26 protein-coding genes are annotated in these 26,137 nt (G+C 63.9%); 13 read left to right on the forward strand and 13 right to left on the reverse strand.

Annotated features, from left to right (window positions below):
* The first annotated feature begins 46 nt into the window (after positions 1–46).
* Positions 47–721, forward strand: a complete 675-nt coding sequence (locus tag WIMU1_RS14815) for an alpha-ketoglutarate-dependent dioxygenase AlkB family protein (RefSeq protein WP_062798640.1) — start codon at positions 47–49, stop codon at positions 719–721.
* A gap of 4 nt (positions 722–725) precedes the next feature.
* On the opposite strand, the gene WIMU1_RS14820 is transcribed toward WIMU1_RS14815, so the two are convergent.
* Together WIMU1_RS14820 and WIMU1_RS14825 are read right to left on the reverse strand one after the other, a co-directional pair.
* The gene (locus tag WIMU1_RS14820; RefSeq protein ID WP_120802986.1) at positions 726–2,738 is read right to left on the reverse strand and encodes an SDR family oxidoreductase; all 2,013 of its coding nucleotides are present in this window, start codon (positions 2,736–2,738) and stop codon (positions 726–728) included.
* 142 nt (positions 2,739–2,880) lie between these two features.
* Positions 2,881–4,032, reverse strand: coding sequence for a GGDEF domain-containing protein (locus WIMU1_RS14825; protein WP_084248267.1), 1,152 nt, complete (start codon positions 4,030–4,032; stop codon positions 2,881–2,883).
* Between the two features lie 270 nt (positions 4,033–4,302).
* Here WIMU1_RS14825 and WIMU1_RS14830 point away from each other — a divergent pair, with 270 nt between their 5' ends.
* The 7 genes from WIMU1_RS14830 to WIMU1_RS26180 all read left to right on the forward strand — a co-directional run bounded on the left by WIMU1_RS14830 (position 4,303) and on the right by WIMU1_RS26180 (position 7,758).
* Positions 4,303–5,118, forward strand: coding sequence for a hypothetical protein (locus WIMU1_RS14830; protein ID WP_245969009.1), 816 nt, complete (start codon positions 4,303–4,305; stop codon positions 5,116–5,118).
* Positions 5,115–5,543: a phage holin family protein gene (locus WIMU1_RS14835; RefSeq protein ID WP_023958217.1), complete on the forward strand. Its 429-nt coding sequence runs from the start codon at positions 5,115–5,117 to the stop codon at positions 5,541–5,543. The genes WIMU1_RS14830 and WIMU1_RS14835 overlap by 4 nt, the downstream gene beginning before the upstream one ends.
* Positions 5,540–6,172 carry a DUF3618 domain-containing protein gene (locus WIMU1_RS14840; protein ID WP_062798274.1) on the forward strand — a complete coding sequence of 211 codons (633 nt, stop codon included), beginning with the start codon at positions 5,540–5,542 and terminating at the stop codon, positions 6,170–6,172. Before WIMU1_RS14835 ends, WIMU1_RS14840 begins: the two co-directional genes overlap by 4 nt.
* Positions 6,173–6,300: 128 nt before the next feature.
* Positions 6,301–6,690, forward strand: coding sequence for a DUF732 domain-containing protein (locus WIMU1_RS14845; protein ID WP_062798276.1), 390 nt, complete (start codon positions 6,301–6,303; stop codon positions 6,688–6,690).
* 86 nt (positions 6,691–6,776) lie between these two features.
* On the forward strand, positions 6,777–7,205 hold the full coding sequence (locus tag WIMU1_RS14850) for a winged helix-turn-helix transcriptional regulator (protein ID WP_062798277.1): 429 nt from the start codon (positions 6,777–6,779) through the stop codon (positions 7,203–7,205).
* A 43-nt stretch (positions 7,206–7,248) separates the two neighbouring features.
* Positions 7,249–7,593, forward strand: coding sequence for a thioredoxin (trxA, locus tag WIMU1_RS14855; protein ID WP_062798279.1), 345 nt, complete (start codon positions 7,249–7,251; stop codon positions 7,591–7,593).
* A gap of 3 nt (positions 7,594–7,596) precedes the next feature.
* Positions 7,597–7,758 (forward strand): hypothetical protein, encoded by a 162-nt coding sequence (locus WIMU1_RS26180; RefSeq protein ID WP_157366795.1) that lies wholly within the window; start codon positions 7,597–7,599, stop codon positions 7,756–7,758.
* Positions 7,759–7,765: 7 nt separating this feature from the next.
* Here WIMU1_RS26180 and WIMU1_RS14860 read toward each other — a convergent pair whose 3' ends face one another.
* The 4 genes from WIMU1_RS14860 to WIMU1_RS14875 form a co-directional block, all read right to left on the reverse strand.
* Positions 7,766–8,596: a hypothetical protein gene (locus WIMU1_RS14860; RefSeq protein ID WP_062798281.1), complete on the reverse strand. Its 831-nt coding sequence runs from the start codon at positions 8,594–8,596 to the stop codon at positions 7,766–7,768.
* 24 nt (positions 8,597–8,620) lie between these two features.
* Entirely contained in the window at positions 8,621–9,100 is a 480-nt protein-coding gene (locus WIMU1_RS14865; RefSeq protein WP_084248268.1) for a nitroreductase family deazaflavin-dependent oxidoreductase, read from the reverse strand.
* A gap of 56 nt (positions 9,101–9,156) precedes the next feature.
* Positions 9,157–10,398, reverse strand: coding sequence for a low temperature requirement protein A (locus WIMU1_RS14870; RefSeq protein WP_062798285.1), 1,242 nt, complete (start codon positions 10,396–10,398; stop codon positions 9,157–9,159).
* A gap of 136 nt (positions 10,399–10,534) precedes the next feature.
* Positions 10,535–10,999 (reverse strand): DoxX family protein, encoded by a 465-nt coding sequence (locus WIMU1_RS14875; protein WP_062798642.1) that lies wholly within the window; start codon positions 10,997–10,999, stop codon positions 10,535–10,537.
* A 113-nt stretch (positions 11,000–11,112) separates the two neighbouring features.
* On the opposite strand from WIMU1_RS14875, the gene WIMU1_RS14880 reads away from it, so the two are divergent.
* Positions 11,113–11,583 carry a MarR family winged helix-turn-helix transcriptional regulator gene (locus tag WIMU1_RS14880; RefSeq protein WP_062798287.1) on the forward strand — a complete coding sequence of 157 codons (471 nt, stop codon included), beginning with the start codon at positions 11,113–11,115 and terminating at the stop codon, positions 11,581–11,583.
* A gap of 25 nt (positions 11,584–11,608) precedes the next feature.
* Here the strand turns inward: WIMU1_RS14880 and WIMU1_RS14885 are convergent, their stop codons facing one another.
* Both WIMU1_RS14885 and WIMU1_RS14890 read right to left on the reverse strand, forming a co-directional pair.
* Positions 11,609–12,724, reverse strand: coding sequence for an Rv3169 family protein (locus tag WIMU1_RS14885; RefSeq protein ID WP_062798289.1), 1,116 nt, complete (start codon positions 12,722–12,724; stop codon positions 11,609–11,611).
* Positions 12,721–13,839 carry a phosphotransferase family protein gene (locus WIMU1_RS14890; RefSeq protein ID WP_062798296.1) on the reverse strand — a complete coding sequence of 373 codons (1,119 nt, stop codon included), beginning with the start codon at positions 13,837–13,839 and terminating at the stop codon, positions 12,721–12,723. Before WIMU1_RS14890 ends, WIMU1_RS14885 begins: the two co-directional genes overlap by 4 nt.
* Before the next feature lie 96 nt (positions 13,840–13,935).
* Here WIMU1_RS14890 and WIMU1_RS14895 point away from each other — a divergent pair, with 96 nt between their 5' ends.
* From WIMU1_RS14895 to WIMU1_RS14905, 3 genes are all read left to right on the forward strand, one after another.
* Complete coding sequence (locus WIMU1_RS14895; RefSeq protein WP_062798299.1) at positions 13,936–14,586, forward strand: TetR/AcrR family transcriptional regulator; 651 nt, start codon at positions 13,936–13,938, stop codon at positions 14,584–14,586.
* The gene (locus WIMU1_RS14900) at positions 14,576–15,598 is read left to right on the forward strand and encodes an LLM class flavin-dependent oxidoreductase (RefSeq protein ID WP_062798301.1); all 1,023 of its coding nucleotides are present in this window, start codon (positions 14,576–14,578) and stop codon (positions 15,596–15,598) included. The genes WIMU1_RS14895 and WIMU1_RS14900 overlap by 11 nt, the downstream gene beginning before the upstream one ends.
* A gap of 162 nt (positions 15,599–15,760) precedes the next feature.
* A complete protein-coding gene (locus WIMU1_RS14905) occupies positions 15,761–17,374 on the forward strand; it encodes an alkaline phosphatase D family protein (RefSeq protein ID WP_062798303.1) in 1,614 nt (537 codons plus the stop codon).
* On the opposite strand, the gene WIMU1_RS14910 is transcribed toward WIMU1_RS14905, so the two are convergent.
* Genes WIMU1_RS14910 through WIMU1_RS14920 form a run of 3 tightly spaced genes read right to left on the reverse strand, consistent with a single transcriptional unit; the run spans position 17,375 to position 21,299 of the window.
* Positions 17,375–17,965: an APA family fibronectin-binding glycoprotein gene (locus WIMU1_RS14910; RefSeq protein WP_158599269.1), complete on the reverse strand. Its 591-nt coding sequence runs from the start codon at positions 17,963–17,965 to the stop codon at positions 17,375–17,377.
* Between the two features lie 53 nt (positions 17,966–18,018).
* On the reverse strand, positions 18,019–19,524 hold the full coding sequence (locus WIMU1_RS14915; protein ID WP_062798307.1) for a CoA transferase: 1,506 nt from the start codon (positions 19,522–19,524) through the stop codon (positions 18,019–18,021).
* Positions 19,521–21,299: an acyclic terpene utilization AtuA family protein gene (locus WIMU1_RS14920; RefSeq protein ID WP_062798309.1), complete on the reverse strand. Its 1,779-nt coding sequence runs from the start codon at positions 21,297–21,299 to the stop codon at positions 19,521–19,523. The genes WIMU1_RS14915 and WIMU1_RS14920 overlap by 4 nt, the downstream gene beginning before the upstream one ends.
* A gap of 136 nt (positions 21,300–21,435) precedes the next feature.
* Here WIMU1_RS14920 and WIMU1_RS14925 point away from each other — a divergent pair, with 136 nt between their 5' ends.
* Positions 21,436–22,356, forward strand: coding sequence for a LysR family transcriptional regulator (locus WIMU1_RS14925; RefSeq protein ID WP_245969252.1), 921 nt, complete (start codon positions 21,436–21,438; stop codon positions 22,354–22,356).
* Between the two features lie 8 nt (positions 22,357–22,364).
* Here WIMU1_RS14925 and WIMU1_RS14930 read toward each other — a convergent pair whose 3' ends face one another.
* Entirely contained in the window at positions 22,365–24,323 is a 1,959-nt protein-coding gene (locus WIMU1_RS14930) for an ABC transporter ATP-binding protein (RefSeq protein ID WP_062798313.1), read from the reverse strand.
* A complete protein-coding gene (locus WIMU1_RS14935; RefSeq protein WP_062798315.1) occupies positions 24,320–26,053 on the reverse strand; it encodes an ABC transporter ATP-binding protein in 1,734 nt (577 codons plus the stop codon). Before WIMU1_RS14935 ends, WIMU1_RS14930 begins: the two co-directional genes overlap by 4 nt.
* Between the last annotated feature and the right edge of the window lie 84 nt (positions 26,054–26,137).

Genomic DNA, 26,137 nt, shown 5'->3' on the forward strand with positions numbered 1-26,137 from the left:
GTACCGGCCGGCCGGCGTCGGCGATGACTTGAAAGGAGCCCACCAATTGAATCAGCTCCTGCTCGATGAGGGATTCCCCCACCGGCCTCGCCGGGAGCTCGCACCCGGCGCGGTCCACATCCCGGCCTGGTTGACGCTCGAGCAGCAGCGGTGGCTCGTGGCGCAGTTCAACGAGTGGGCGACCGGACCGGTACCCATCCGCGCGGCGCGGGTGCGCGGTCGTGAGATGTCGGTGCAAATGGTGTGTCTCGGGTGGCATTGGCAGCCGTATCGGTACAGCCGGACGGCCACCGATGTCAACGGTGCGCGAGTCCTCGACTTCCCGGACTGGATGGCCCGACTCGGCCGCAAGGCAGTCGCAGACGCTGTCGAGCACACGCCGTCCGGGGAGGCCTATGAGCCGGACGTCGCCCTCGTCAATTACTACGACGACTCTGCTCGCATGGGGATGCACCAGGACAAGGACGAGCTCTCCAGAGCGCCTGTTGTCTCCCTGTCGATCGGTGACACATGCCGATTCCGATTCGGGAACACCGAGAGCCGCAATCGCCCGTACACCGACATCGACCTCGAATCCGGCGATCTGTTCGTCTTCGGCGGGCCTTCGCGGCTGGCCTACCACGGGGTCACGAAGATATACCCGGAGACCGCACCATCCGGTTGTGGTCTGGCTCAGGGCCGGATCAACATCACCATTCGGATGACAGGGATGGACGGGTGACCGGTCACCAGTAGATTCCGGGGACGAGGCGGGCAATCCGCTTCGCGGACTTGGGGATCGGCGGGGTGGCCGGCAGGCTCGACCGCGTCTGACGATCCGCCGACGGCTCGGGCGAAGTGGCTCCGTCGTCCGCCGGAGCACCCTTGGCTGCGGCGGAGTCCGGGAACAGGCGGTAGGCCTGATGCAACAAAAGGTGTTTGAAGCGGGGCGCGAACAACCCGGTGAACTCGGCTGCGGTACCGACTGGGGTGTCGATCCTGTCGGGACGTTTCTCGAGCGCGCGGACCACCATCTTCGCCGCGTCGTCGGGCGAGGCCACAGGAAGCGATTGATAGATCGTCGTGGGCGCGATCATCGGAGTCCGCACCAACGGCATCCGGATCGAGGTAAAGGTGATCCCGTCGTCCAGGGTTTCCGACGCGATCACGTCGCTGAACGCATCGAGCGCGGCTTTGCTCGCGACGTAGGCCGAGAACCGCGGCACCTTGCTCTGCACCCCGATGGAGGAGATGTTCACGATGTGGCCGAAACGACGCTCGCGCATCGATGGCAGCAGCGCGAGGACCAACCGAACGGCCCCGAAGTAGTTGACCGCCATGGTTCTTTCGAAATCATGCATCCGGTCCGTCGACTGCGCGATACTCCGCCGGATGGAACGACCGGCATTGTTGACGAGGTAGTCGACGTGGTCGTGCTCGTCGAGGGCCGTCTTGACCATGGTCTCCACCGATTCGTGATCGGTGATGTCGCACGGGTAGCCGAACGCCGAACCCCCCTCTGCCCGAATGTCTACCACGGCCGCCTGTAGGTCCTCTGCGCCGCGAGCGATGAGCAGGACCGTCGCTCCGCGTTGGGCTATCTTGTGCGCGGAGGCCAGACCGATGCCCGACGATGCACCCGTGATCATCACGACCCGATCTGCGAGTTCTCCTGCAGGACTGGGCCTTCGGGCCAGATCCGGATCCAGGTGGTCGTACCAGTACCGCCAGAGCTTGTCGGCATACGATCCGAACTTCGGCACTGTCAGACCACTGTCGGCCAGTGCAGCTCTTGTGGTCGCCGAGGCGAACAGGGAGGGGAACGTGAGATGTTCGATGACCACGGGCGGTATCCCGATCTGGTCGAGCACGAGATCGCGCGCGATCTTCACGCCCGGTAGGTCGCCGAGCCCGAGAAGCGGACGTGCGATCGGCGCCGGAACCGAGCCCACTGCCATCGGCGCACCTGCGGCACGCGCCAGCGCTCCGTAGACCTCGCGGACCGACTGGGGCTTCGGGTTGACCAGATGAAAGGCCCGCCCGTCGAGGCCGGGCTGCAACATGAGCTCCACGAGCGCCGCGGCCACGTAGTCGACAGGCACCATGTTGGTGGTACCGATGTCAGGTACCGCGGTGGGCAGAAACGACGGCAGTCGGCTGAGCATTCTCAGTGCGGTGAAGAAGTAGTACGGACCGTCGATCTTGTCCATCTCGCCGGTCTCCGAGTTACCGACGACGATTGCAGGCCGATACACCCGCCACTTCAGTCCCGGTGATTGACGAACCAACTGCTCGGCGATGAACTTCGTCTCGTGGTACGGCGAGGGAAGGCCTTGCCCCAGATCGAAATCGTCCTCGGTGAAGACGCCGGCATGGTCGCCGGCCACCGCCACCGAGGACACGTGGTGGAACGTGGCGTCGAGTTCGTGAGCCAGGTCGATCATGGATCGGGTGCCGTCGACGTTGGCCGCCTTCGACTCCTCGGCGCTTGCGGTCATGTCGTACACCGCACCGAGATGCAGGACGTGATCTGCTGCCGGCGGCGGCTTCTCGAGGCCCAGTCCCGGCGCGGTGAGGTCACCGACGATCGGAACCACCCGATCGCCGCCCACCCAGGTGGCTGCCAGCCGCTCCATCCGCTCGACGGAAGCCTTGCGCACCAGCACATAGACCTGAGAGTCGGGATCTCGTTCGAGAAGCTTCGGCAATACGTTCCGACCAAGGAAGCCGGTTCCACCGCTCACCATGTATGCCATCAGACCTCGACCTCCACGCTCATCGTTCGCACTCGGCTGTCGGCGCGCGTTACTCGTCGGTAATGAGGGTAGGTCAACAGATCGCCCAGCAACTCCCGGTTCTGTATATTCCGGGCTACCTATCCGCCGGGCGATCACCAGCGAGTCACATGCTCGTACCGACGATCCGGCCGCCGCCTGCGTTCTTGGCCCGGTACATCGCCGCGTCGGCGTTACCGACCATCACATCGACGATGTCGCCGTCCTCCGGGGGCCACGAGGGGACAAACGTCGTGACCGTCCCGATGCTGACGGAGACGAAATCGGTGCCCTCTCCCCCCGCCAGACTCTGCCTGATGCGTTCGGCGAAGGCCTGGGCCTGCTTGGCATCGAGGTGCGCGAAGATCGCGAACTCGTCGCCTCCGATTCTCGCGAGAGCGTCCGCTCCCCGGCACAAATCGGCAAGGCAGTTCGCTGTGCGGGTCAGAACGGCATCCCCGGTGATGTGGCCGTGCGCGTCGTTGATCGATTTGAACTTGTCGATGTCGACGACAAACGCAGTGAGTGGCGACCACGGCGGATAGACAGCATGCGACTGCTGCAACGCCTCGGCCAGACCACGCCTGTTCAACACGCCGGTGAGTGCGTCCGTGAACGACTCCTTCGCATCGCGACGCAGGAATGTGAGCGCGATCTGCGCGAGGATGTTCGTCGAGAGTCCGGCGCACATTGCGGTGAGTGCGAGCGCAGAGGCCACCAGGACGGACGTGCCAGGCGACATCACCGAGTACGTGTACGTGGCAACTATGACGACAAACAGGTAGGCCAGCTGTGCGGACATCAATCGGGGCCCGTGAACGAAGGTCACGTACATCCCTGGGACAACAAACAGATTCAGCAGGGCAAGGGCCACGACCGGCTCCCCGACGAACAAATAGGTGGTGATGGCCGCGTCGACGAAAGCGACGAACCATGCCGAGGTCTTCTCGCGGGGCCACGGACGAAACCACCACGCGGCCGAACAGACCGCGAAGCCCATCGCTGCCGCCAGCACAAGACCGTTGGGCAGCAAGCACCTGCAGGGGTTTATCAAGATGACGAGTAACCCGAACAACGCATACACGAGGCAGCAGATCATCGCGCAGACACGCGTGACCAACAGCCACGTGCGCGACTCACCGTAGGTGTGGGCCCATTCGTAGTCGTAGGGCTGGGTGTACCACCAGCGCAACAGGCGAAAAACAACAGCCCAACGGTGTTTGCGAGATGGCTGTGGCAGACGAGACTGTCCACGCTCGGTCCCGCGGAGAAGCCTCATTCACCTTCTATCGTGACGGATGGTCAAAGCGTTAGATCCTGTTCGCAATCGAGCACGGCCTGGCATGGGTGTCGACACTGGACACCTACCTCAGACGACAGAACCCCGGCCGCGGTTTCACCTCGAAGAGATGGCGCAACACAGCGATTCCGTCAAAATTGCCTTTCGGACAGATGATTGACGCTCGCAAATCTGGGTACATCGATCCTTAGGTTGGAGCCGACCGGCCTATCTCTGCATCTACTTACTAGAGAGAACGCGAGACACACAATGACATCTTCAAGTGGTATTCCCATCCACGATCAGATGACGCCGAGTTCTGGGCCATCGCCGACTTCTGGTGAGACGTCAACCGCAGACGTCGCCAAGCAGCAAGCAGGCGATGTTGCCAGCGGCGCTACAGATGCCGGTAAGCACGTTGCTTCGGTTGCAGGCGATCAGGCGTCGCAGGTTGCCGGCGAGGCCAAGACCCAGGCGAAAGATCTGCTGCACCAGACCAAGGGCGAACTGACAACGCAGGCCTCCGAGCAGCAGAAGCGTGTTGCCGGTGGGTTGCGGGCACTCTCCGACGAGTTCGGATCGATGGCCGACAAATCCGAGAATCAGGGTATGGCAACCGATCTCACGCGTCAGGCCGCCCAGCACGCGCAGACGGTCGCATCGTGGCTCGACGACCGGGAGCCCGGACAGATCCTGGACGAGGTGACCCGATTTGCCCGGCGCAAGCCCGGCATGTTCCTGGCTTTGGCTGCAGGTGCCGGCCTGGTGGCCGGAAGGCTCGGCCGAGGACTGACCGCAGCCAACAGCAGTGACAGCGGCTCGAGTTCGGGTGGAACGCCCAGTGCGGCGAATCTCCCCGACAACACGCAAACCGCGCCCATCCCGCCGATCCAGGCTGCTCCCCCGGTCGCCGGGTACGGCAGCGGACAGCATGCGGCTCCGCCTGCGCAGCCCGGTTACGTACCCGAGCCTCCCCCGTACACCGTCGCGCCGGGGTATCAATCGCAGCCCGGTTACCAGGCACAGCCGGGTTACCAACAGCAGCCCGGCTACCAGCAGCCGCCGGCCCCGGGCGTGAACCCATGAGCGCCCCGTACGGCGCACACGCCGGAGAGGGAGCCGAGACCAACCCGCCGTCGATAGGCGAGCTGCTCTCGAATGTGAGCGAAGACCTGTCCATTCTCGTCCGACAGGAACTCGCACTCGCGAAAGCCGAAGCCACTCAGACCGCCAGCCGGGTGGGCAAGGGTTCAGGAATGCTGGCAGGCGCTGCGGTGGCCGGCTACTTCGTACTCCTGTTCCTGTCCATCGCCCTGTGGTGGGGGCTCGGCAACGCGATCGGGCACGCATGGTCGGCTCTTGTCGTCATGTTGATCTGGGCCATCATCGCCGGCGTTCTGGCCGTCCTCGGTCGGACAGCACTGCGCAAGGCCAAAGGACTCCCCCAAACCACCGACACAGTCAAGAACATTCCCGGCGCACTGACGCCCCATCCCCAGGAGAGATCATGACCAGCAGCTCAGACCCCGATCAGATTCGTGCCGAGATCGAGCGCACCCGCGCGGCGCTCAGCTCAGACGTGGATACCCTTGCGTACGAGGCCAATCCGGCCACCATGGCCAAGCGAAAGGTCGGTCGCGTGACCGGTCGGCTCAGTGGCGTCCGTGAGCGCGTGATGGGTTCGGCTCAGGACACCGCCCAGAATGCCTCGGCCACAACCAGTTCGGCAACATCCTCGGTCACGGGTGCGGTTCAGTCCGCGTCCGGCACCGTTCAGGATGCCGTGCAGTCCGCACCCGGTGCGGCAAAGGCACAGACCCAGGGCAACCCGTTGGCCGCCGGCTTGATCGCCTTTGGCGCGGGCCTGCTGGTGTCTGCGCTCATCCCCGCCAGCGAGAAGGAGCAGCAGGCGGCAGTGGCCCTACAGGAGAAGGCTCAGCCCCTCAAAGACGAGGTCACCGAGGTGGCCAAGCAGGCTGCGCAGAATCTGCAGGGCCCGGCGCAAGACGCGGCCGCAGCGGTCAAGGAGACAGCCACCGACGCTGCTGACACCGTCAAGCAGGAGGGCACCTCTGCGGCCCAGGGCGTGCAGGAGCACGCAAAGGACGCGACAAACAAGGTTGCCGACCAACAGAAGTGACGTGGGGTGCCGCGCGGTGGGTCTCCCATCGCGCGGCCACGCGTGCGTCCGCGAGCCGTTCGGGACTGGCCCCTCCCCCCGATCCTCTATCGTTCTTGCACCACCCACAACGGAAAAATGAGGCAGACATGAAGAAGTTCGCAGCACTGGTGGCATTCATCGGTTGCATGTTGTTCGCCGGCGCATGCAGCAGCGACGATGTGCAGGAAGCCACCGATCGAGCTACGGACAGTGCGAAGCAGGTGGCCGGTGACGTCTCGGACGCCACGGGGGATCTACGGGACAACGGCTACATCGAAGCTCTGAAGACTCAGGACGTGACGTTCGGTGATCGCACCAAACAGATCGAGACCGGCAAACTGGCCTGCACGGAACTGTCCAACGGGTCGAGCATCGCCGACACCACAAAGAAGGTGGCCGAGGATGCCGGCATCAGCGAAGACAAGGCTCGAACATTGATCAACATCGCCGTTCCCGCGTACTGCACGCAGAACTCCGCGAAACTCGCCGGCAACTGAGCGTCTTCCATACCCCGCTTCCGGCCCTGACCGAGTCAGGGCCGGAGGTTCGTCCCAAGCTGGGTTCATAGTCTAGACTCTGAACCATGATCGACAGCGTGGCAGCCGTCCTCGGAACCGTAGGTGATCGCTGGGCTCTGCTCATCGTCCGGGAGGTCTCCCTCGGGCTGCGACGTTTTGACGAGATCCAGCGCGCCACCACCGCACCCCGGCAGGTCGTCTCCGATCGACTTCGCCGGTTGACCGAAGCCGGCATCCTCGCAACTCGGCCCTACTCGGTTCCGCGGCGGCGATCTCGCGATGAGTACGTGCTGACGGACGCAGGGCTCGATCTGCTGCCCGTCCTGTCCGCACTGTCCGATTGGGGCGAGCGTCACCTCGGGTCCGGCGCGCTTCCTGACGTCGTCTACCGGCACAGCGCCTGCGGTGGCCGGATCACCGCAGTCCTGCGATGCGAATGTGGCGACCACGCCGATCCGCGCCACCGCCTCGTAGCCGAGGTCAACCGACTGTGACCACAGCCCTGCGTCAACCGTCTGCACCTTTGGAGGACTGATCATGCCCCTCGTCCACGTATCGGATTCTTCGTTCGACAGCCACGTCTTGAGTGGTGACCGCCCTGTGCTCGTCGAGTTCACCGCCCACTGGTGCCCACCCTGTCGGATGATCGCGCCGGTACTCGACCAGATCGCCGTCGACGAAGCGGACGTCGTGGATGTGGTGGCGATCGATGTCGACGAAAACCCCGTCACGACAGCGCGTTGCCGGGTCATGAGTATGCCAACGCTCGTGTTGTTCCACAGCGGCCACGAGCGGGCGCGCATCGTGGGTGCGAAGTCGCGGCAGGCGATCATGCGTGAGCTCCGGCCACACCTGCCGCAAGCTGCACCTGCACATCAATAAGTTGTGACCCACCCATCCCGATGGGAACGCCTGACGACGCCGTCGATTCTCATCGCGATGGTGGTCATCATCGGCAGCCTGGTCGTCCACGGTCTGAGGACGTCGCTGATCGCTCTGCGAATGGCTTCAGATGCACGTCCAGCGACCGGAAAGACGGTGCGCTGACAACCGATCAAATGTCGGCGAGTTTCTTGCGGACGGCCTCGAGTCGCGCTTGTGCGTGTTCGGCCTTGTGTTCTGCCGCAGTCACATTCGACGCAGCAGTACGTTCGGACTTGTGCGCGAACTGCCTTTCCTGCTCCGCTTGTGACAGCTGGCTGCGCAGGTCCTCGATTCGCGAATCCAATTCGGCAACCCGGTCGGCGGCTTCTTGCGCGTCGGCCTGGGCGGTGTCGACGGCTTCTCGAGCTTCGAGCTCAGCACGTTCGGCTGCATCCACTTCGGCTTGTGCGTCGGCTTTTAGCTTCGTGGTGTCCGGCTTCTTCCCCGACGTCGTCGGCTTCGATCTACCGCCCACCACCGTCATGCCCGCAGGACCCATACCGCTGTAGCTCGCTGCGGTGACAAGGCGCCCGGCCCGTACCAGATCGGCGATCTCCGGGTCGGCCAGTGCGGCGTGCAGCGACTGCCCGACCTCACGGGCCGCCGTCTCACTCACCTGCTGCCCACGTGTTGCCGCCAACTCACCCGCGCGGCGCGCCATCGCCCGGATCACGCGCTGTCGTTGAGTGGTCAGTGCGCGTAGGTCGTCGCCAGACAGGTGACGTTGTGCGTCACGGAGAGCCTCGCCCAGTTCGAGTAGTTCTTCCACTTGCTCGGGTTCTTCTCGAGCGAAGTTGTTCACCACCCAGGCGACCAGAGTCGGCTTGCGCATCTTGCCTATCGCGGTCGCGAGTTCGCGATCACCCTCTTTGCGCGCCTGTGTGACACGAGCCTTGCGCACTTCCACGAACTCAGCCGGGTCGAGCCCGTACAGCTCGTCGGCGACCTCGTCGATGTCCACCGGTCGACTTCCTGTGCCCCGCCCCTACGAGCCGGAGGCGATCGGCGAGAGGAAGAAGACGGGAATCGTCCGCTCTGTGCGCTTCTCGTAGACGGCGAAGTTCGGCCACACCGCGAGCATCCTCTGCCAGGCCTGCTCGCGTTCGGCTCCGGTCACCTCACGCCACGAAACCTCGATGGTCTTGCGCCGGTAGATGATCTCTGCCTTCTCACAGGCACGGAGATTCAGAACCCAGACCGGCATTCGTTTGGCGCCGAAGTACGAGCCGGCGATCAGCCAGCCGCCATCCTGGGGCACGCACAGAAGCGGCGTGGATCGTGGGACTCCAGACTTCCGGCCCGGCACGGTCAACGTGATGTTGGGTAGGCCGGCGATGTCGAGCGCACTGAGCCGCCCATTGCTGACCCGCTGCAACCGGGTGTCCCACTTCTCGATCTGCGGCAGCAATTTCGGCATCCACGAGACCGCACCTATTTTAATCGCCACCGGCGTCAGAATCCCCACCGGAACAAGGCTACTCACAACAGCATCACCTCACGGGAGAAGCGGCATCGCAGCCGTCATGTCTCGGTTGTGTCCATGTTGCTCCTGCGCCGCCGGACGATCCCGGTGACCACCGCGACGATCGCGCCGACGGCCAGGACGATGGCCGACGCGAAGGGAAGGGCGTTGTCGACGAACCCGACGATGATGACGGCAGGGATGGCCAGTGCCGGCCACGGGAAGATGGTTTTCCAGTTGCTCGAACTCCAGCCGACGATGCAGCAGACACCGCTGATGAACAGCGCCAGACCACCACACAGCACCCACCGCCCGGTTGCAGTCAGTTCGCCTACCGGGTGCAGGACGTACTGTTCGATGCCGACCCCGAGAAGAGCAGCACCGAGGGTGAGCGGCAGATGCCCGTAGATGTACCCGTCGGCGCGGCCGCTGCCGACCGCACTCTCGTCGTCCTGCAGCAGCGTCTTCGCCTCTGCGCCACCGATGTCGAAGTACATCCACCACACGGCAGCCGCGATGGTGAAGCCGAGAGCAGCAACACTGAGCGACGACCACGCCCAATGGGTCTCGTGCATTCCGAGCACGATGGCCGAGATCGATTCACCGAGAACCAGGATCACGAACAAACCGAAGCGTTCCGGCAGATGTTCGAGGTGCAGTGGGACATCAGGACCCCACCGGGTGGCTGCGAACGGCGCCATCGCTTCGATCGCTATCCCCAACGCCCAGAGCCAGTACGTGATCGGCGACGGGGTCAGCAGCGAGACCGTCCAGATCAGTGCGCTGACCACCGTCGCGGCGAAATACAGGTTGATCGTGACGCGGACTTCGCTGATGTGTCGCCACGCCCGGAGGTAGAGGCCGGCGAGGATCACGCGGGTGGCGATGTACCCGACCGCGAAGGCCACTGTGCCGTCGCCACCGACGGCCGCGGACGCGCTCGCCGCCATGACCGCGACCGCGAACGTGGCAGCCAGCTTCAGCACCCGGTAGAGGACGTCGTTCGTGTCGAATCTGTTCGCATACAAGGTGGTGGTGACCCACGACCACCATGTGACCGCGAACAGGCCGGCGAAGACACCGACACCGTGCCAGCCGAGATCGTCTTTCAGCGCCAGCGCGAGCTGGTGGATGACCAAGACGTACGCAAGGTCGAAGAACAGCTCGAGTCTTGTCGCGGCTCGATCATCTTCGGTGCGCAGACGAGGCGGCGCCATGAGCGGGGTGCGTTGGTCTCCCCCGCTGTCCGCACTGTCACCGTCGGATCGATCGCCCCCGAGCTCAGATGTGCGGTCAGCCATTACGTGGAAGGTCCTAACTGTTGGCCCCGACGAGGGGACGCGCGGCCTGAGCCGGCACGACGCATCCTCCGTCAGTACCCCGCGCCACGTAAACGCAAACCGGACATCCCACCACCCGTCTGGGTGGGTGCCGCGATCAGTTCGACGCGGCCACGGGGTTGCGTGGCTGTGACGAACCTGCCGCCAGCCATCGAACACGCGGCGCCAGCAGGGCATCCACGCTGAGACCACCCGCGCCGACCACTGCCAGGAGCAGCGATCCCATCCCCAGCGACAGCACCAGTTCGTATCCGCCGTCCGCCACCCAGAGGCCCATGTCGATGTGCGCGAAGAAGTAGGCGCCGAGCATGTCGAGCGCGAACAGGGCACCGACGATCGGGGTGAGCACACCGACGATGAGGGCGATTCCGCCGAGGATCTCGAGCCACGTGACCACAAATGCGGACACCGACGCCATGGGCACATCCATACCCTGGAAGCTGGCCTTGGTGCCGGCATACCCATAGGTGTTCAGTTTCTGGAGTCCGTGCGCCAGGAACACCGACCCAATACCGATGCGTGCCAGCAGAATTCCGACACTCCGCACGATGGAATAGTTCATATCACCCTCGATCGACTTGTGAATCACTTGATGTTTCAAGTGAACCTTAGAGGGGTGATAATTGAAGCGTCAACTGAAGCATCAAGTACGCAACGCGGGTTTACACTCTTTCCATGACTGGCAGACCGCCGACACGATGGCTCGATGAGCAGGAGATGGAGGCCTGGCTGCAGGTGGCGGTTCTGCTGTCCAGACTTCCGCATGCACTCGACGCCCAGCTCTTACGTGATGCCCAGTTGACCCACTTCGAGTACGAGGTCCTGGCTGCGCTGTCAGAAGCACCCGAACGAACACTCCGGATGAGTGCCCTGGCCGAGTTGGCAAACGGATCCCTTTCTCGCCTGTCCCATGTCGTCAAACGGCTTGAACAACGCGAGTGGGTGTACCGCTCCGCCTGCCCCGAAGACGGTCGGTTCACCAACGCCGTCCTAACCGACGCCGGGTGGGAAAAAGTGGTGCAGACAGCACCGGGCTACGCCGAGAACGTCCGCAGACTGGTCATCGACCCGCTCACTCGCGCCCAGCTACGACAACTCGCCGCCATCGGCCGGCGGATCAACGACGGCGGCCCACCCTCGCGGTGAGGCCGACAAACGCCACGGCGAACGGTCAAGGAGCCACGGAAAACCAGTCGGCAAAGCCCGATCGGTCGTGCCGCCCGAGAGCTCCGTGCTCGAACAAGCCGAAACCCTCCGAGCCGTCAGCCCCGGGGCCGTGACACACCGCCCGCCCGACGTGATCGATCACCCCGAACATGATTCGTCCCGCGACGCTTTCGTCGGTGACGTCGTACGTGCGGCGTTCGGTGAACTTCTCCCCTTTCCACACCCCGTGGGTCCAGTCCGGGTCACCGCCGTATCCACCGCCGAGGTGGATCGGTACCGCCAGCCGCGATTCGATCTCGAGCCGCAACTGCTGTCCATCTGGGGTGGTGCACATGATGGTTGCGCCGGTGGGAGTTCGGGTTCCTGACTCGTACCGGATATCGACCTGCGGCCAGCCCAATTGCTCGACTCGGCCGTCCTTCCACACCCGCGTGCAGTCGTTGAGGATCCGGTAACCGTCCGGGTTCTCCTGGATGATGAGAACGATGGCGAAGTCGTCGAAACGCATCGGCACGTACAGCCACCACATTCCATCGAAGGGCGGGTCGGCCGGTTTACCGGCAGGTTCGGCTTCTCCGACCGGACGTATGCCCCACGAGCGGTCACGGGTCCCGACCCATTTCTCCGGGTCCACCGCAATGTCCTCTCCGTCGATGGTCAGAGTTCCGCTCCACGTGCCGACCTGAGCAAAACGCTGAGCCTGCAACGTGATCCGACTGCCGGTGCGCATGATGTGAGGCTGCTCCTGCAGGACATCAAATGACCCTTCCCAGGTCATGTCCATCGCGATGCCCTCGGTCTCCTCCAAGATCAGACGCAATCTCCGAAGTGGCTCCACGACCTCGATCCGATAATTGCCGACGCGCTGGTTGAGCCGGTCGGAGTCGATGGCATTACCAAGGTGGACCGCGGTCTGTACGTCACCGCGCCGCACGAGGACAAAGGCATCCTTGGTGCCGAGGTTGGGGTAATACCCGGCCCCGGTGATCACGAAGATGTCGCCGGTCCTGTCGTGCGCGTTCAGATAGCACCGGTCGTAGAAGTTGCGATCACTCGCGTCCACCAACCCGATCGGCAGCGGCGCCTGATGGATGGGGTACTCGTCCAGCGGCCCGATCACAGTGCATCCTCCGTGTTGTCGCCGATGAGGTCGGCGAGCAGTTGCCGATGATGGAACAGACCGTCGACTTCTTCCGGCATCTCGATCTCCCCGAAGTGGACCTGCCGAGCTCCGGTTCTCATGAACACACATCCCCAGATGACTGCGGAATACGTGTAGAACCAGGTCAAGTCACCCACCTCGACCCCGGTGAGCTCTGTGTACGTGCTCAACACATCTTCTTCGCGCAACGTCGTCGGCATTCCCGGCAACCCGAGAGACGTTGTTATGTGCTGAAACACCCTGTGTGCGAATATCATCCATGCCAAGTCGAGCTCACGTGGGCCGAGTGCTGTCATCTCCCAATCCAGTACGGCCACGGGCTCGAAGTCTCGGTACACCGTGTTCCCCAACCGGGCGTCGCCCCACAGCAAGACCGGTTCGGCCGCATCGGCTTGTGCCGGCCAGTTCTCTTCGAGCCAGACGAATGCCCGATCGAGCAACGACGAGCGCCCGATGCCAGGGACAGCGAACTCGTACCAGGACTTGCACCAGTTGACGTTTCGCCGCAACGCGGTATCGCCCGCCAACCCCTCGCCGAGGAACGCGAAGGTCTCCACGGGCTGAGGAATCGAGTGCAATTTCGCCAGAACCGCGACGGTCGCATCCTGCAGGTGCCGTTGGCGTTCGACCGGGGCGTCATGAAACCAGTTGTCGCCGAACGTATAGGGCATCACATCCGGGGGCACCACGCCTTCCACGTGATCCATCAGGAAAAAGGGCGTTCCGAGTACGTCCCCCGTCGCCTCCATCCAATGCACCCTGGGCACGGGAACGTCCGTCAATTCACCCACCAGACGCATGACCTCGAACTGATGGTCAAGGCGATAGCTGGGGAACACCGGAATGTCTTCGTCCGCCGGCGTCACCCGGGCCACCCAACGCTGCTTCTTCTGCTCGGCGCCGTCGGTCCACACCGCGTTCAACACGATGGTCTCCGACGACATCCCATTCGAATCGATCCCGCTCTCCACCGTGATCTGCGGCTTCGCACCACCGGGAACCACGGTGCACAGCCAGGACGCCAGCCGATCTGGAAGAGTGGTGACATCACGACTCGAGCGTTGGAGTTTCATGTCTGCAAGTGGTTGTTCAGCGGCCAAGGTGCCCCTCCGGAAACTCGTACGCCCCACCAGAAGTGTGACGCAGATTACGGTACGGTCGGTTGCGTAATGAAAGCAGACGAGACAGCGGAAGACAAGACCGCCGGCGCCGGACGGCCGCGTGACCCCCGCATCGACGAATCGATTCTGGCCGCCACCGCAGAACTGCTCGTCACCATCGGTTACCCCGCCCTGACCCTTGCCGCGGTTGCCGAGAGAGCCGGTACCACCAAGACCGCCCTGTACCGGCGTTGGTCGGGCAAGGCACACCTGGTCCACGAGGCCGCGTTTCCCGCGACGTGGACAACCCTCATCCCGGAATCCGGGGATCTCGCGACGGACATCCGGGCGATGATCGACGGTTCACGGAGGATGTTCACCGACCCGGTGGCACGGGCCGCTCTGCCAGGACTTCTCGCCGAGATCGGGGCCGACCCGCAACTCAACGAACTCGTCATGCGGCGGTTCGAAGACGGCGTGTTCGCCGCCATGCGTACGCGTCTCGCGCAAGCGGTGGCTCGAGGTGAGGTCCGAGCGGGCGCGGACCCCGATCGATTACTCGAAGTCGTCGGCGGGACAACGATCATCCGGTTGATCATGCGACCAGGCGACGACCTCGACGATGAGTGGGTCGATCAGACCACCGATCTGATCCTGCATGGCATTGCGCCCCCGGCGATCACCCCAGACGGCCAGAAGGTGGCAGACAGTGCCACATGAGGGCGAACCACTCCACAAGATGGGTTTTCTGACCATCGGGCGGTTCGATCCGGCCGATCCCGGAACCGGCCACGAGGAATTGCTGCGAACCATCGAACTCGCAGAACAACTCGGCTTCGACAGCGTGTGGCTTCGACACCGACACCTGCAGTTCGGTATCTCCTCCCCTGTCGCGGTACTGGCTGCGGCAAGCCAGCGCACGAGCCGGATCGAACTCGGTACGGCGGTGATCCCACTCGGACTCGAGAATCCCTTGCGACTCGCCGAAGACCTGGCGACGGTGGATCTGCTGTCCGGGGGGCGGTTGAATCCTGGGGTGTCGGTGGGACCCCCGATGCGGTACGAGGACTTCAAACACAAGCTCTATCCCGAAACCCACGCGCAGGAGAACTTCAGCAAAGACCGGGTGATCCGGCTGATGGACAACATCCGCGGAGTACCGGTGAGTGACTTCGAGGGCACAGTCGGCATCGAGCAGTACTCGAGAATCGTCCAGCCACATTCCCCGGGGCTGATCGACCGCCTGTGGTACGGCGGAATGATGTCCTCGGCGATCTGGGCCGGACAGCAAGGATTGAATTACCTGACCAGCTCGGTGGTGACCACCGAGGGCACGTCCTCCACCGACTTCGCCTCGATTCAGGGTGAGCACATCGATGCCTACCGCGCGCATCACCCGAACCCCGAAAAAGCCCGGGTGTCACAGGGATTGGTTGTCATTCCGACCGATTCGGCGACCCCGGAGCAGCGACGCAGATACCGCGACTACGCCGATGCCCGGTTCGACCGGACTCTCTCGCCTCAGGGCCCGCGCCGAATGCTCTTCGCCCCTGACATCGTCGGAACCTCGGACGAGATAGCGGAACGGTTGTTCGCCCACGCCGGCTTCCAGAGAGCCGGCGAGGTGGCGTTCGCGTTGCCCTTCTCGTTCGACGCGACCGACTATCTACAGATCATCACCGACATGGCCACGCACCTGGGCCCGAAGATCGGCTGGTCACCCAGAGTCTGAACGGCAGAGTCTGAACGGCCACCTGAGAACGTCGGCAGGCCTTGCATCCAGACGAACCCGACAACGAGAGCCCTCGGCTCCCCACCACAACGTCAAGTGCCCTTCGTGTCGGCGTCACCTCGGGGACCTCGGACAGACAGCTGATGCTGGTCGAGTACTCCTGTGGCGTCACCCGAGCTGTCGATCGACCGAGACAAAATTCTGCGGGCTGGTACCACCCGTCGCAGGTTCTTGACCTGGGCAGGCGTGGCCGGCGCCCTGGCCTTCACTCCCGGTTTGGTCAGTTCCCCCACCGCATTCCCCTCGCCCGCTGCTCGCGGCGATCACGTGTTCACCCTCGGCGTCGCTTCTGGTGATCCACTCGCCGACGCGGTGATCCTGTGGACCCGGTTGGCTCCAGAACCCTTGGCCCCGCGGGGCGGGATGTCCGAGTCCGATGTGCCGGTCGACTGGGAGATGGCCCTGGACAACAAGTTCACAAACGTGGTTCGACGCGGCACCGTGAACGCAACCGCACGCGACGCGCACAGTGTGCACGTGGATGTTCGTGGCCTCGAGCCATCCACCGAGTACTACTACCGTTTCCGGTCCGGCGGCCACATCTCCGACGTGGGAAGGACACGGACCGCACCGGCGGCGAGTGCCGATGTGGCCGGCATGACGTTTGCCTGGGCATCGTGCCAGGCCTGGTCAGATGGATTCTTCAACGCCTATGGGGACATGGCCTCGGCTGCACCAGATGTCGTCTTTCACCTCGGGGATTACATCTACGAGAAGCCGATACCGGCGGACGGTGGGCGACGCGGATCGTCTGCCATGCCGAGCTCGTGCCACTCCGAGGCACACAGCCTCGATGACTATCGCGATCGATACGCTCTGTACAAACTCGACCCTCATCTGCAAGCGGCACACCGCACGTCCCCGTTCATCATCACGCCCGACGACCACGAGATCGAGAACAACTGGGCCGCAGGTATTTCCGAGGACAGCGCACCTCTGCCGGAGTTCTTGACACGGCGGGCGGGCGCACTCAAGGCGTGGTGGGAGAACACACCCGTCCGGGCGACCATTCATCCCACGCGCGGTGACATCCGTATCTATCGCCGATTCACGTTCGGCAACCTCGCCGAGTTCAGCGTGCTCGACACCCGCCAATACCGAAGCGATCAGGTCAACGGAGACACCGACGGCCCGCTGAACAGACTGACCGCAGACCCCGCTCGCACCATCACCGGAGATGTCCAGGAGCGGTGGATACTCGACGGCCTCGGCTCCAGCACAGCGCGATGGAACGTACTGGCCCACCAGACGCCCATGGCAGACCTCGCCCGCTCGCGGCGGGGATCCCGTGCTGTGAGCATGGACGCCTGGAGCGGATACGAGGCATCGCGCAAGCGCGTCCTCGACGGCGTGAGAGCCCGGGGCGTCGAGAACCTCGTGTCGATCGTCGGCGACATCCATCGGTCCGTGGTGTCCGAACTCAAGACCACCTATACAAGGCCCGCGCCCACGGTCGGCGTCGAGATCGCAGGCACGTCAATCGCATCCGGAGCCGACGGCTCTGATAGTGACGAGGGAGATCGCGAGTTGAAGGCGGCATCCCCGCACGTCAAGTTCGGCAACTCTCAACGCGGATATGTTCTGAACACACTCTCGAGGTCGAGCTGGGAAGCCACGTTCCGGGTGGCCGAATCGATCGCCGATCCCGGCAACACCCTGCATACGCGGGCCACGATCACCATTCCGTCCGCCAGGCCAGAGGTCTTGGTGACCTGATCACATCGGGGTGATGGATTCAGCCAGCTCGCAGGCCTCATCCACGTCCACAGCACTCTTGTTGCTCAACCAGGTCATCCACCATCGCTCGCCCGCCTTTTCGACGACAGCTGAGAACACTTCGGCATCTGATCGAGACCGGTCATCGAACTCGACGCGGTAGAACTCGAAGGCCCCGGTGGTCTGGGCACCGCTCAGCGTTCCGCCCTCGCGGTCCACACGGGTACCCGAATCAGGGAAGAAGAACTCCCCCATGCCCGAACCGAGTTCTTGTGCGGCAACGCGATTGTCGGCCCGCGCGGACGCAAAGATGGACCCGTCGAGCACTCCGATGAGAATCATCGACGCATCGTCGCCGTTCTTCGTGAGCGCGACATCCCCATAGATGAGTTCGTCGGAATCTTCTCGGACCGTCCAGCCCGGAGGCGCGGTGATGCCGAACCCGGCGTCCGCGAACTCGATGAAACCGACCGGTCTGGGATCAGCGACCGGCACCGCTTGACCATCAACCCCCCTGGCACATCCGCCGACCATCATCATGCATATCCACGCCGCGACAACAGTTGCGGTCACCATCCCCCGAGTGGTCACGCCCGCGACTCTAGTACATCCTCGGCCCGGGCCGATCCGCCCCGGAAGTCCGTTCAGGTCCGGGCAGGCCATTCTGGACGACTCGACCCACGGGGCACCAGAACAGTTTTGTACCGGCCCGGGGTGTGCGACATCGAGACCTGTTCGGTCACTCCTTGATAGAAGCCGAGTGGGGTGTCCGCGGTGAAAGTCTCCGGATCCCGGTACATGTGCTCGTCACAGGATCCGGGCGCCGTTGTCGCATATACCTTGTCGAAGACCCCCATGGACAGGATCCACAGTGCGGCCCGCGTCAGGGAAACATGCACCTTGTAGCTGCCACCGTGGACAGCTCTGCGATGCAACGCCTCGACGATGCCCGCGGTCATCAGCCAGGACACGATGTAGTCGTTGACCACCAAGATCGGCGGCAGCCGCGGCGGGCCGTCGCCACCCTCCAGCGTCATCATGCCCACAAGGGACCCGGCCGTCTGGTCGAACCCCACGCGGTCGGCCCATGGCCCTGATCCGCCGTTGAGAGAGGCTGTGGCATAGATGATTCCGGGTCTTCGCCGCGCAGCCTCGCGTGGACTGACGCCGATGCTTTCCAGATAACCGGGCCGTCGATTGGCGTAGAAGACGTCTGCGCTGCTCAGCAGTTCGCCGATCCTGGCGGCCCCCTCGGGCCGATATGGATCGATCGTCGCCGACCGACAGCCCACGTTCGCCGTGATGTAGGTGACGTCGTGTTCGAGTTCGTCCGGTCGCCACAGATTCAGGATGTCCGCACCGTGCAGAGCCAACGTCCGCCCCACGCCTGCGCCGGCGATGACATGGCCCATACCGAGAGCCCTGACTCCGGATAGAGGCTGATCGTCAGACCCGCCCCTCCCGTTGACGGAAGACAGCGGTTCCGGAGCGCTGTCGCCGAACTTGGTGATCTCGACCAGGGGCATATCCGCCAGGACGTCGCGATAGTGCGGCTCGTCGAGCAACTCCTCGGTGGTCCGCAGCATGGGCATCACCACACCGGCGTCAGCGCCTGCTTGTTCGAGCTCGGCGCCTGTCCAACCGGCGACGGCGCGGGCAACAGCGTCGGGATCGTCGGGCACGCCAAGCAGTTTCTGCGCACCTGCCTTGATTTTCGGATATGGGTTGAGCGGCATCATCCACCGATCGTCGGCCGTGCGGTAGAACCGAAAACCCAACGCCTGAGAGGGATTCGACGGCGCGGTGGCCGGATAGCCGTTGAGCAGTTCCCATCGTCTGTCGTAGAACGGGCACAGCCGGTGAGGGGTCACGCGAAGGTCGACAGCGATGTCTTGGCCTGGAAATCCGCGTGATCGACCGAGTTTGGCGATGGCGATCGACTTGGCGGCCAGCGCGATGGCCGATGCACCACCGAGCCGAAGCGTGCTGGGGACCACCGGGTCGGCGCCCTTGAAGGACGTGGATCCACCGGAGTCGCCCGCGGTCATCCCGAGACCGGCGAGCACGTCGGACAACTCCGCATGGACATCGAACTCATCGTTGGAAGCAGGTTGGGTGACAGCCTGTGTGAGTCTGCCGGTGAGCGTCATGACTGCTTTCGGACTTGATCGAGGACGGCGTCGGGTATCACCACGTGTTTGGCGCGCAGGTATTCACCCACAGCCTTGCCGACCTGATCGATCCGAACGTTGGATGAGCCGCCCGTCCCCAGCAGGCCGCGCACCACAAAGTGCACCGCCCGGAGTTCCGGGAACTCATGGCGGACGATGTCGAGATCCTTTGTCTCGGGCATCAACCGGTGCAGTTCCTCGGTCGAGAGGAACCGCCGTAGCCACGGCCAGACCTTCGGGTAAGGGGTCCAGATCCCGACGTTGCTGTTCCCGCCCTTGTCCCCACTGCGTGCGTGCGCCACCACCCCGAGCTCAACGGTGGTCGCGGCCCCCGAACACTCCGGATCGGCCGGCTCGGGATGCTCGGGCTGGCCCGGCGTCCGGGTGACGGCGGACGGGACGATTTCCACGGTTACGTCGTCGAGCACTGCGCGGTGGCCGATCGCGGCCAACGGCAGCAGAGCAGGCCAATAGTCCACGCGTGGTTTGGGTGTGGAGTGCAGACCGGCGGCGCCGTCATGAAAGTACCCTGGGATGCCCTGCAGGTAGAGGGCGCCGAGGCGACGTGCCATGTCAGCCGATGCCAGCACCTCGGCGTCGGCTGACATCGCCATCACCCGCACCGCGATGGTTGCGTCCCATTGCGTGTTGGGGTCGGCTGCAGCCGTCCCGATCCGAGTGCAATGGACTTGCACCCCGTCAGGCATATCCCGGTCGATCTGGCTGCGTAGCAGCGACACCTTCTCGTCCACATCCGGCGCCGTCACGAATACCGTGTTGACCACGCTGTATCCGACAAGCCCGAAAACCGCGACCTTGGTGGTGGCGGGTGGCGGCGAACCTGTGACACCGGTGACCCGGATCCGGTCTGTGCCTTCGGGCTGCAGCCGGACGTTGTGAAGGTCAACGGTCACATCGGGGTTGAGGTACTGCGGCCCCTGTATCTCGTAGACGATCTGGGCGGTGACCGTGTCGGCTGTCACCACACCGTCGTCGGTGCTGTGCTTGGTGATGACCGAACTGCCATCGGCCTCGATCTCCGCGATCGGGAACCCCGGCGTCACCGTCGGCCGCAGGGCCGTGAAACCAGAGAAATTGCCACCTGTCGCGTGGGGCCCGCATTCGATGATGTGTCCTGCCATCACCGCGCCGGCCAGGCGGTCCCAGTCGTCGGTTGCCCAGCGGTGCCACCACGCCGCCGGGCCGGCGGTCAACGATGCATCGGTGACTCGTCCGCACACCACGATGTCCGCCCCTGCATCCAGCGCTGCCGCGATACCCCAGCCGCCCAGATAGGCGTTGGCGGCAATCGGCGTGACACCCCACTCGGACAGGCCCCGTCCGGTGTCCATGTTCTCCAAACGATGACCGGCCCGTTGCAGGTCGTCGAGTTCGGCGAATACGTTGTCCCCCTCGACATGTGCCACCCTCAGCGACAACCCCAAGGTGTTGATCTCTGCCCGCAACGTCGCGGCGAGGGCAGCCGGGTTGAATCCACCGGCGTTGGTGACCACCCGCAGGCCCCGGTCGGCCAACGCGGGCAGGTGGGGCCGAACCTGGTCCACGAAGTACTCGACGTAGCCTTTGCTCGCATCACGCGCATACCGCGCGGCCAGCGCAGCGAGCGTGATCTCAGCCAGATAGTCGCCCATCAAGACGTCCACCGGGTCGCCGCGCATCACTTCGTCGAGCGCGGTGTACCGATCTCCGAGGTAGCCCGAGAAATTTGCTATCCGGATCGGAGGAACAGCCATTCATGAACTCCTAGCGCCGTGCCCGATGTCGTCTTCTGGGAGACTATGACGCGCATGGCCGGAGGACCATGACCAAGTTCAGTGGGCCAAGATGACCGCAACGGTCCGATCCGCGACTAGCCTGATCCGGGTGGACATGTTGCACCTGCGCTACTTTGTCGCCGTTGCAGAGGAAGGCACCTTCGCGCGCGCCGCGCAGCGACTGCACATGGCGGCATCACCGCTGAGTCAACGGATCAAGTATCTCGAAAACAGCCTCGGTACAGCGCTTTTCGTGCGGGCCCACCACCACGTCGATCTCACTGCCGCGGGCCACGCCCTGTTGCCACAGGCGCGCGATCTGGTCGAACGATTCGACGCCATCCCACGGCTCATCGAACTCGCCACCGCCGATCTCTCCCCCACTCTCGATGTCGGTGTGGCCTCCGACGTCACCAGCGAACTGAGGACCCGCGTACACGATGAGTTCGCCCGCAGCCACCCCGAACTCGTCGTCACCTTCCATCCCGGCGCCACCGAACCACTGCTGCAGTCGTTGCAGGCCGGACGCCTCGACGCCGCGCTCCTACACGGTCCGATCGTGGCGCGAGGTATCGAAACGGTGCGCCTGCACACCGCAGTGGTGAAGGTTGCCGTCGGGCGCGGCAACGGATTCGACGGCCGATCGAGCGTGCGGCTCGATGAATTGGCGCACCTCGCGTTTGTGTCGATCGAGCACGACGCGGCTCCGGCCATCTACCGAGGGATCGATGAGCTACTCCGCCGTCACGGGGTTCACAAGCGAATCATCCTGCCCGACCACAACTTCGGAGGTCTGGCGCATGTGGTGGCCGGCGGCAGGGCGTTCTCGCTCGTCGGATCTCCCACGGGCGCCATGGCAAAAGCGTTTGTCGGCGAGCCGATCGACGTGCTCGACGTGGAGGGTACCCGGCTCAGACTGCCCACCCTCGCCGCCTGGCGCTACGACACCGACGGCGCGATACCGACGGGTGCGCTGGCCGACGTCTTCCGGACACTCGCACGCAGGACAGGTCGAAACACCGAGCCCCCTGTCTGATTCGCCGATCAGCTCTTGGACATCTGCGGACTGTCGATGTCGTCGGCATCCATGGGCCCGACGAACTGACTGTTGTACAGCCGGTAGTACGCCCCCTGCGCCGCGAGGAGTTCGTCGTGCGAGCCCTGTTCGACGATCTGTCCCTGTTCCATCACCAGGATGGTGTCGGCATCGCGGACCGTGGAAAGTCGGTGGGCGATCACGAAACTGGTGCGATCGGAGCGCAACGCGGCCATCGCCTTCTGGATCAGCAATTCGGTCCTGGTGTCCACCGAACTGGTCGCCTCGTCGAGGATGAGCAGGGTCGGCCGCGCCAGGAACGCCCGTGCAATGGTGATCAGCTGCTTTTCACCTGCGCTGACACCGCCACCCTCCTCATCGATGACCGTGTCGTATCCGTCCGGCAAGATCCGCACGAAATGGTCGACGTGGCTGACCCGCGCCGCCTCCATGATCGCTTCGTCGTCGGCTTCGGGATCGCCGTACGCGATGTTGTCGCGAATCGTTCCGCCGAACAGCCAGGAATCCTGCAGCACCATCCCGGTTCGTTCGCGAAGGTCATCCCGGGTCATCAACGATGTGTCCACGCCGTCGAGACTGATCGTTCCCGTATTGACGTCATAGAACCGCATGATCAGATTCACCAGGGTGGTCTTGCCCGCTCCCGTCGGCCCCACGATCGCGACCATGTGCCCGGGTTCGGCCACCAGCGACAGTTGCTCGATCAGCGGCCGATCCGGGGCGTAGCGGAAGGAGACGTCGTCGAACGTGATGCGGCCCTTGCTCGTTCCGGGGCTGATCGGTTCGGAGGGATCGGGTACCTGCTCGTCCGCGTCGAGGATGTCGAAGATGCGTTCGGCAGACGCGACACCGCTTTGCATGAGATTGAACATCGACCCGATCTGGGTCAGTGGCTGGGTGAACTGTCGCGAGTACTGGATGAAGGCCTGGACATCACCCAGGCTCAGCGAACCCGAGGCCACCCGCAGGCCGCCGACCACTGCGACTGCCACGTAGTTCAGATTTCCCAGGAACATGATCGCCGGCATGATGATCCCGGAGATGAACTGGGCCCGCCAGCTCGACTCGTAGAGCTTCTCGTTCCGGTCGTCGAATCTTGCCTCGACGTCGTCCTGCATACCGAAGGCCTTGATCACCTCGTGTCCGGTGAACGCTTCCTCGACCTGACCGTTGAGGCGTCCGGTGCTCGACCACTGCGCCAAGAAGTGCGGTTTGGAGCGTTTTGCCACAAAGGTTGTCACCATCACCGCGGCGGGGATCGTGACGATGGCGATCAGCGACAGCAGCGGTGAGATCCACAGCATCATCACGAGGATGGCGAGCACCATCAACACCGAGTTGAGCAACTGGGCGATTGTCTGCTGGAGACTTTGCGAGACGTTGTCGAGGTCGTTGGTCACCCGGCTCAGTAGGTCACCCCGCTGATTGCCGTCGAAGTAGCTCAGCGGCAGGCGATGGATCTTGTTCTCGACATCCGAGCGCATCCCCTGCACGGTGCGCTGGGTGACGACGTTGAGCAGACGCCCCATCAGCCAGCTGAGCAACGAGGAACCCGCGTAGAGCCCCAGAACCAGTATCAGCACCCGGCCGACGGCGTCGAAATCGATTCCGACACCCGGCGTCAGGTCCATCGCCGCGACCATGTCGGCGAATGTCCCGTCGCCGTCTCGTCGTAGCGCCTCCACGGCCTCGGCCTTCGTTTCGCCTGCGGGCAGGCGGTCGGCGATGACCCCGGAGAAGATCAGATCTGTTGCATGGCCGAGCAACAACGGGCCCACGGCATTGAGGACCACCGACGCCACAGCGCAGAAGAGCACGGCCCACAACGCGATGCGATGGGCGGACAGCACTGCGATCAGCCGCTTCACCGAGGGACCGAAATCGCGTGCCTTCTCAGCGGGCATCGCACCCATCGACGGTCCGCCTCCGCCACCGGGGCGGGTCATCTCCGTCCCTCCACGGAGAGCTGGGATTCCGCGATCTCGATGTACGTGGGACAGTCGGCGAGCAGTTGCTCGTGTGTACCGATGCCGGCGACGGTTCCGCGATCGAGTACCACGATCTGGTCCGCGTCGGCGATGGTGGTGATGCGCTGGGCCACGATGATGACACAGGCGTCGCCGGTGGCAGGTTTGAGCGCTGCCCTCAGGCGTGCGTCCGTGGTCAGGTCCAACGCCGAGAACGAGTCGTCGAACAGATAGATGCTCGGCTTCCGGATGAGGGCGCGCGCGATCGCCAGCCGCTGACGCTGCCCTCCGGAGACCGTCGTCCCGCCCTGCGCAACCTTCGTCTCGAGCTGATCCGGCATGTCTCGCACGAAGTCTGCGGCCTGTGCAACGGTCAACGCCTCCCACATCTCGGCTTCGGTCGCGTCCTCCTTGCCGTACCGCAGGTTGGACGCGATGGTTCCCGAGAACAGATAGGGCTTCTGGGGAACGAGACCGATCGATTCGCGCAAGACGGCAGGGTCGAGCTCACGTATGTCGGTGCCCCCGATGAGCACGGCGCCATCGGTGACGTCGATCAGACGAGGCAGCAGCGCCACCAATGTGGTCTTACCCGAGCCGGTCGACCCGACCACAGCGGTGGTGGTGCCCGGCGCCGTTCGGAAGCTGATGTCGCGCAACACCGATTCGTCTGCCCCTGGGTACCTGAAGCACGCGGAGCGCACCTCCACGATGCCCGCCGAAGTACGGAGCGGCTTCGGGACGGTGGGCGGGACCACCGATGTCTCGGTGTCGAGAACCTCGTAGATGCGCTCGGCACACACCGATGCCCGCGGTGCCATCATCGCGAGGAAGGAGGCCATCATGACCGCCATCAGGATCTGCATCACGTAGGCGATCATCGCGGTGAGTGCGCCGATCTGGACGTCGCCGTCTTCGATGAGGTGACCGCCGAACCAGATGATGAAGACGATGGTGACGTTGCTGATCAGCATCACCGACGGGAACATCAGTGCCATCAGACGCCCGACCCGCAGTGCGGCATCGGTCAGGTCGTCGTTCGCGGCGGCGAATCGCCTGCGTTCGTGGGGTTCCCGCACGAAAGCGCGAACCACCCGGATCCCGGTGATCTGCTCGCGCAGGACGCGGTTGACCGTGTCGATGCGCTCCTGCATGGCACGGAAACCAGGCATCATCCGATAGATGATCACCGCCATGGTCACCCCGAGTATGGGGACCGCAACCACGAGAACCCACGCGAGTTGGCCCCCGACCCCGATGCCGAGGACGATGCCGCCGATACACATGATGGGGGCGGTGACCAAGATGGTGCAGGCCATCACGCCGAGCATCTGGACCTGCTGAACATCGTTGGTCGTCCGTGTGATCAACGACGGCGCCCCGAATGCGCCGACCTCGCGCGCGGAGAAGCCGTCCACGCGGTGCAGCAGGTCGTGCCGGATGTCGCGGCCGGCACCGAGTGACGCGCGTGCACCGAAGTACATCGACACGATCGATCCCAGGATCTGAATCAGCGAGACGACCACCATCACCGCCCCCACCCGCAGGATGTAGCCGGTATCGCCTTGCGCCACACCGTTGTCGATGATGTCGGCATTGAGGGTCGGCAGGTAGAGCATTGCCGCGGTGGCCACGAATTGGAGGATCACCACCGCACTCAGTTCGCGACGGTAGGCGCCCATGTAGGTACGCAGAAGGCGGGTCAGCATGGGGCAGTCACAGGTTCGACGGTATCAACTCCAGCTCAGCCCGGTCACACCATTAATCAGCGATGTAGGTCCGAGTCCGATTTG

Source organism: Williamsia muralis NBRC 105860, assembly GCF_001598915.1.
Lineage (GTDB): Bacteria > Actinomycetota > Actinomycetes > Mycobacteriales > Mycobacteriaceae > Williamsia > Williamsia muralis.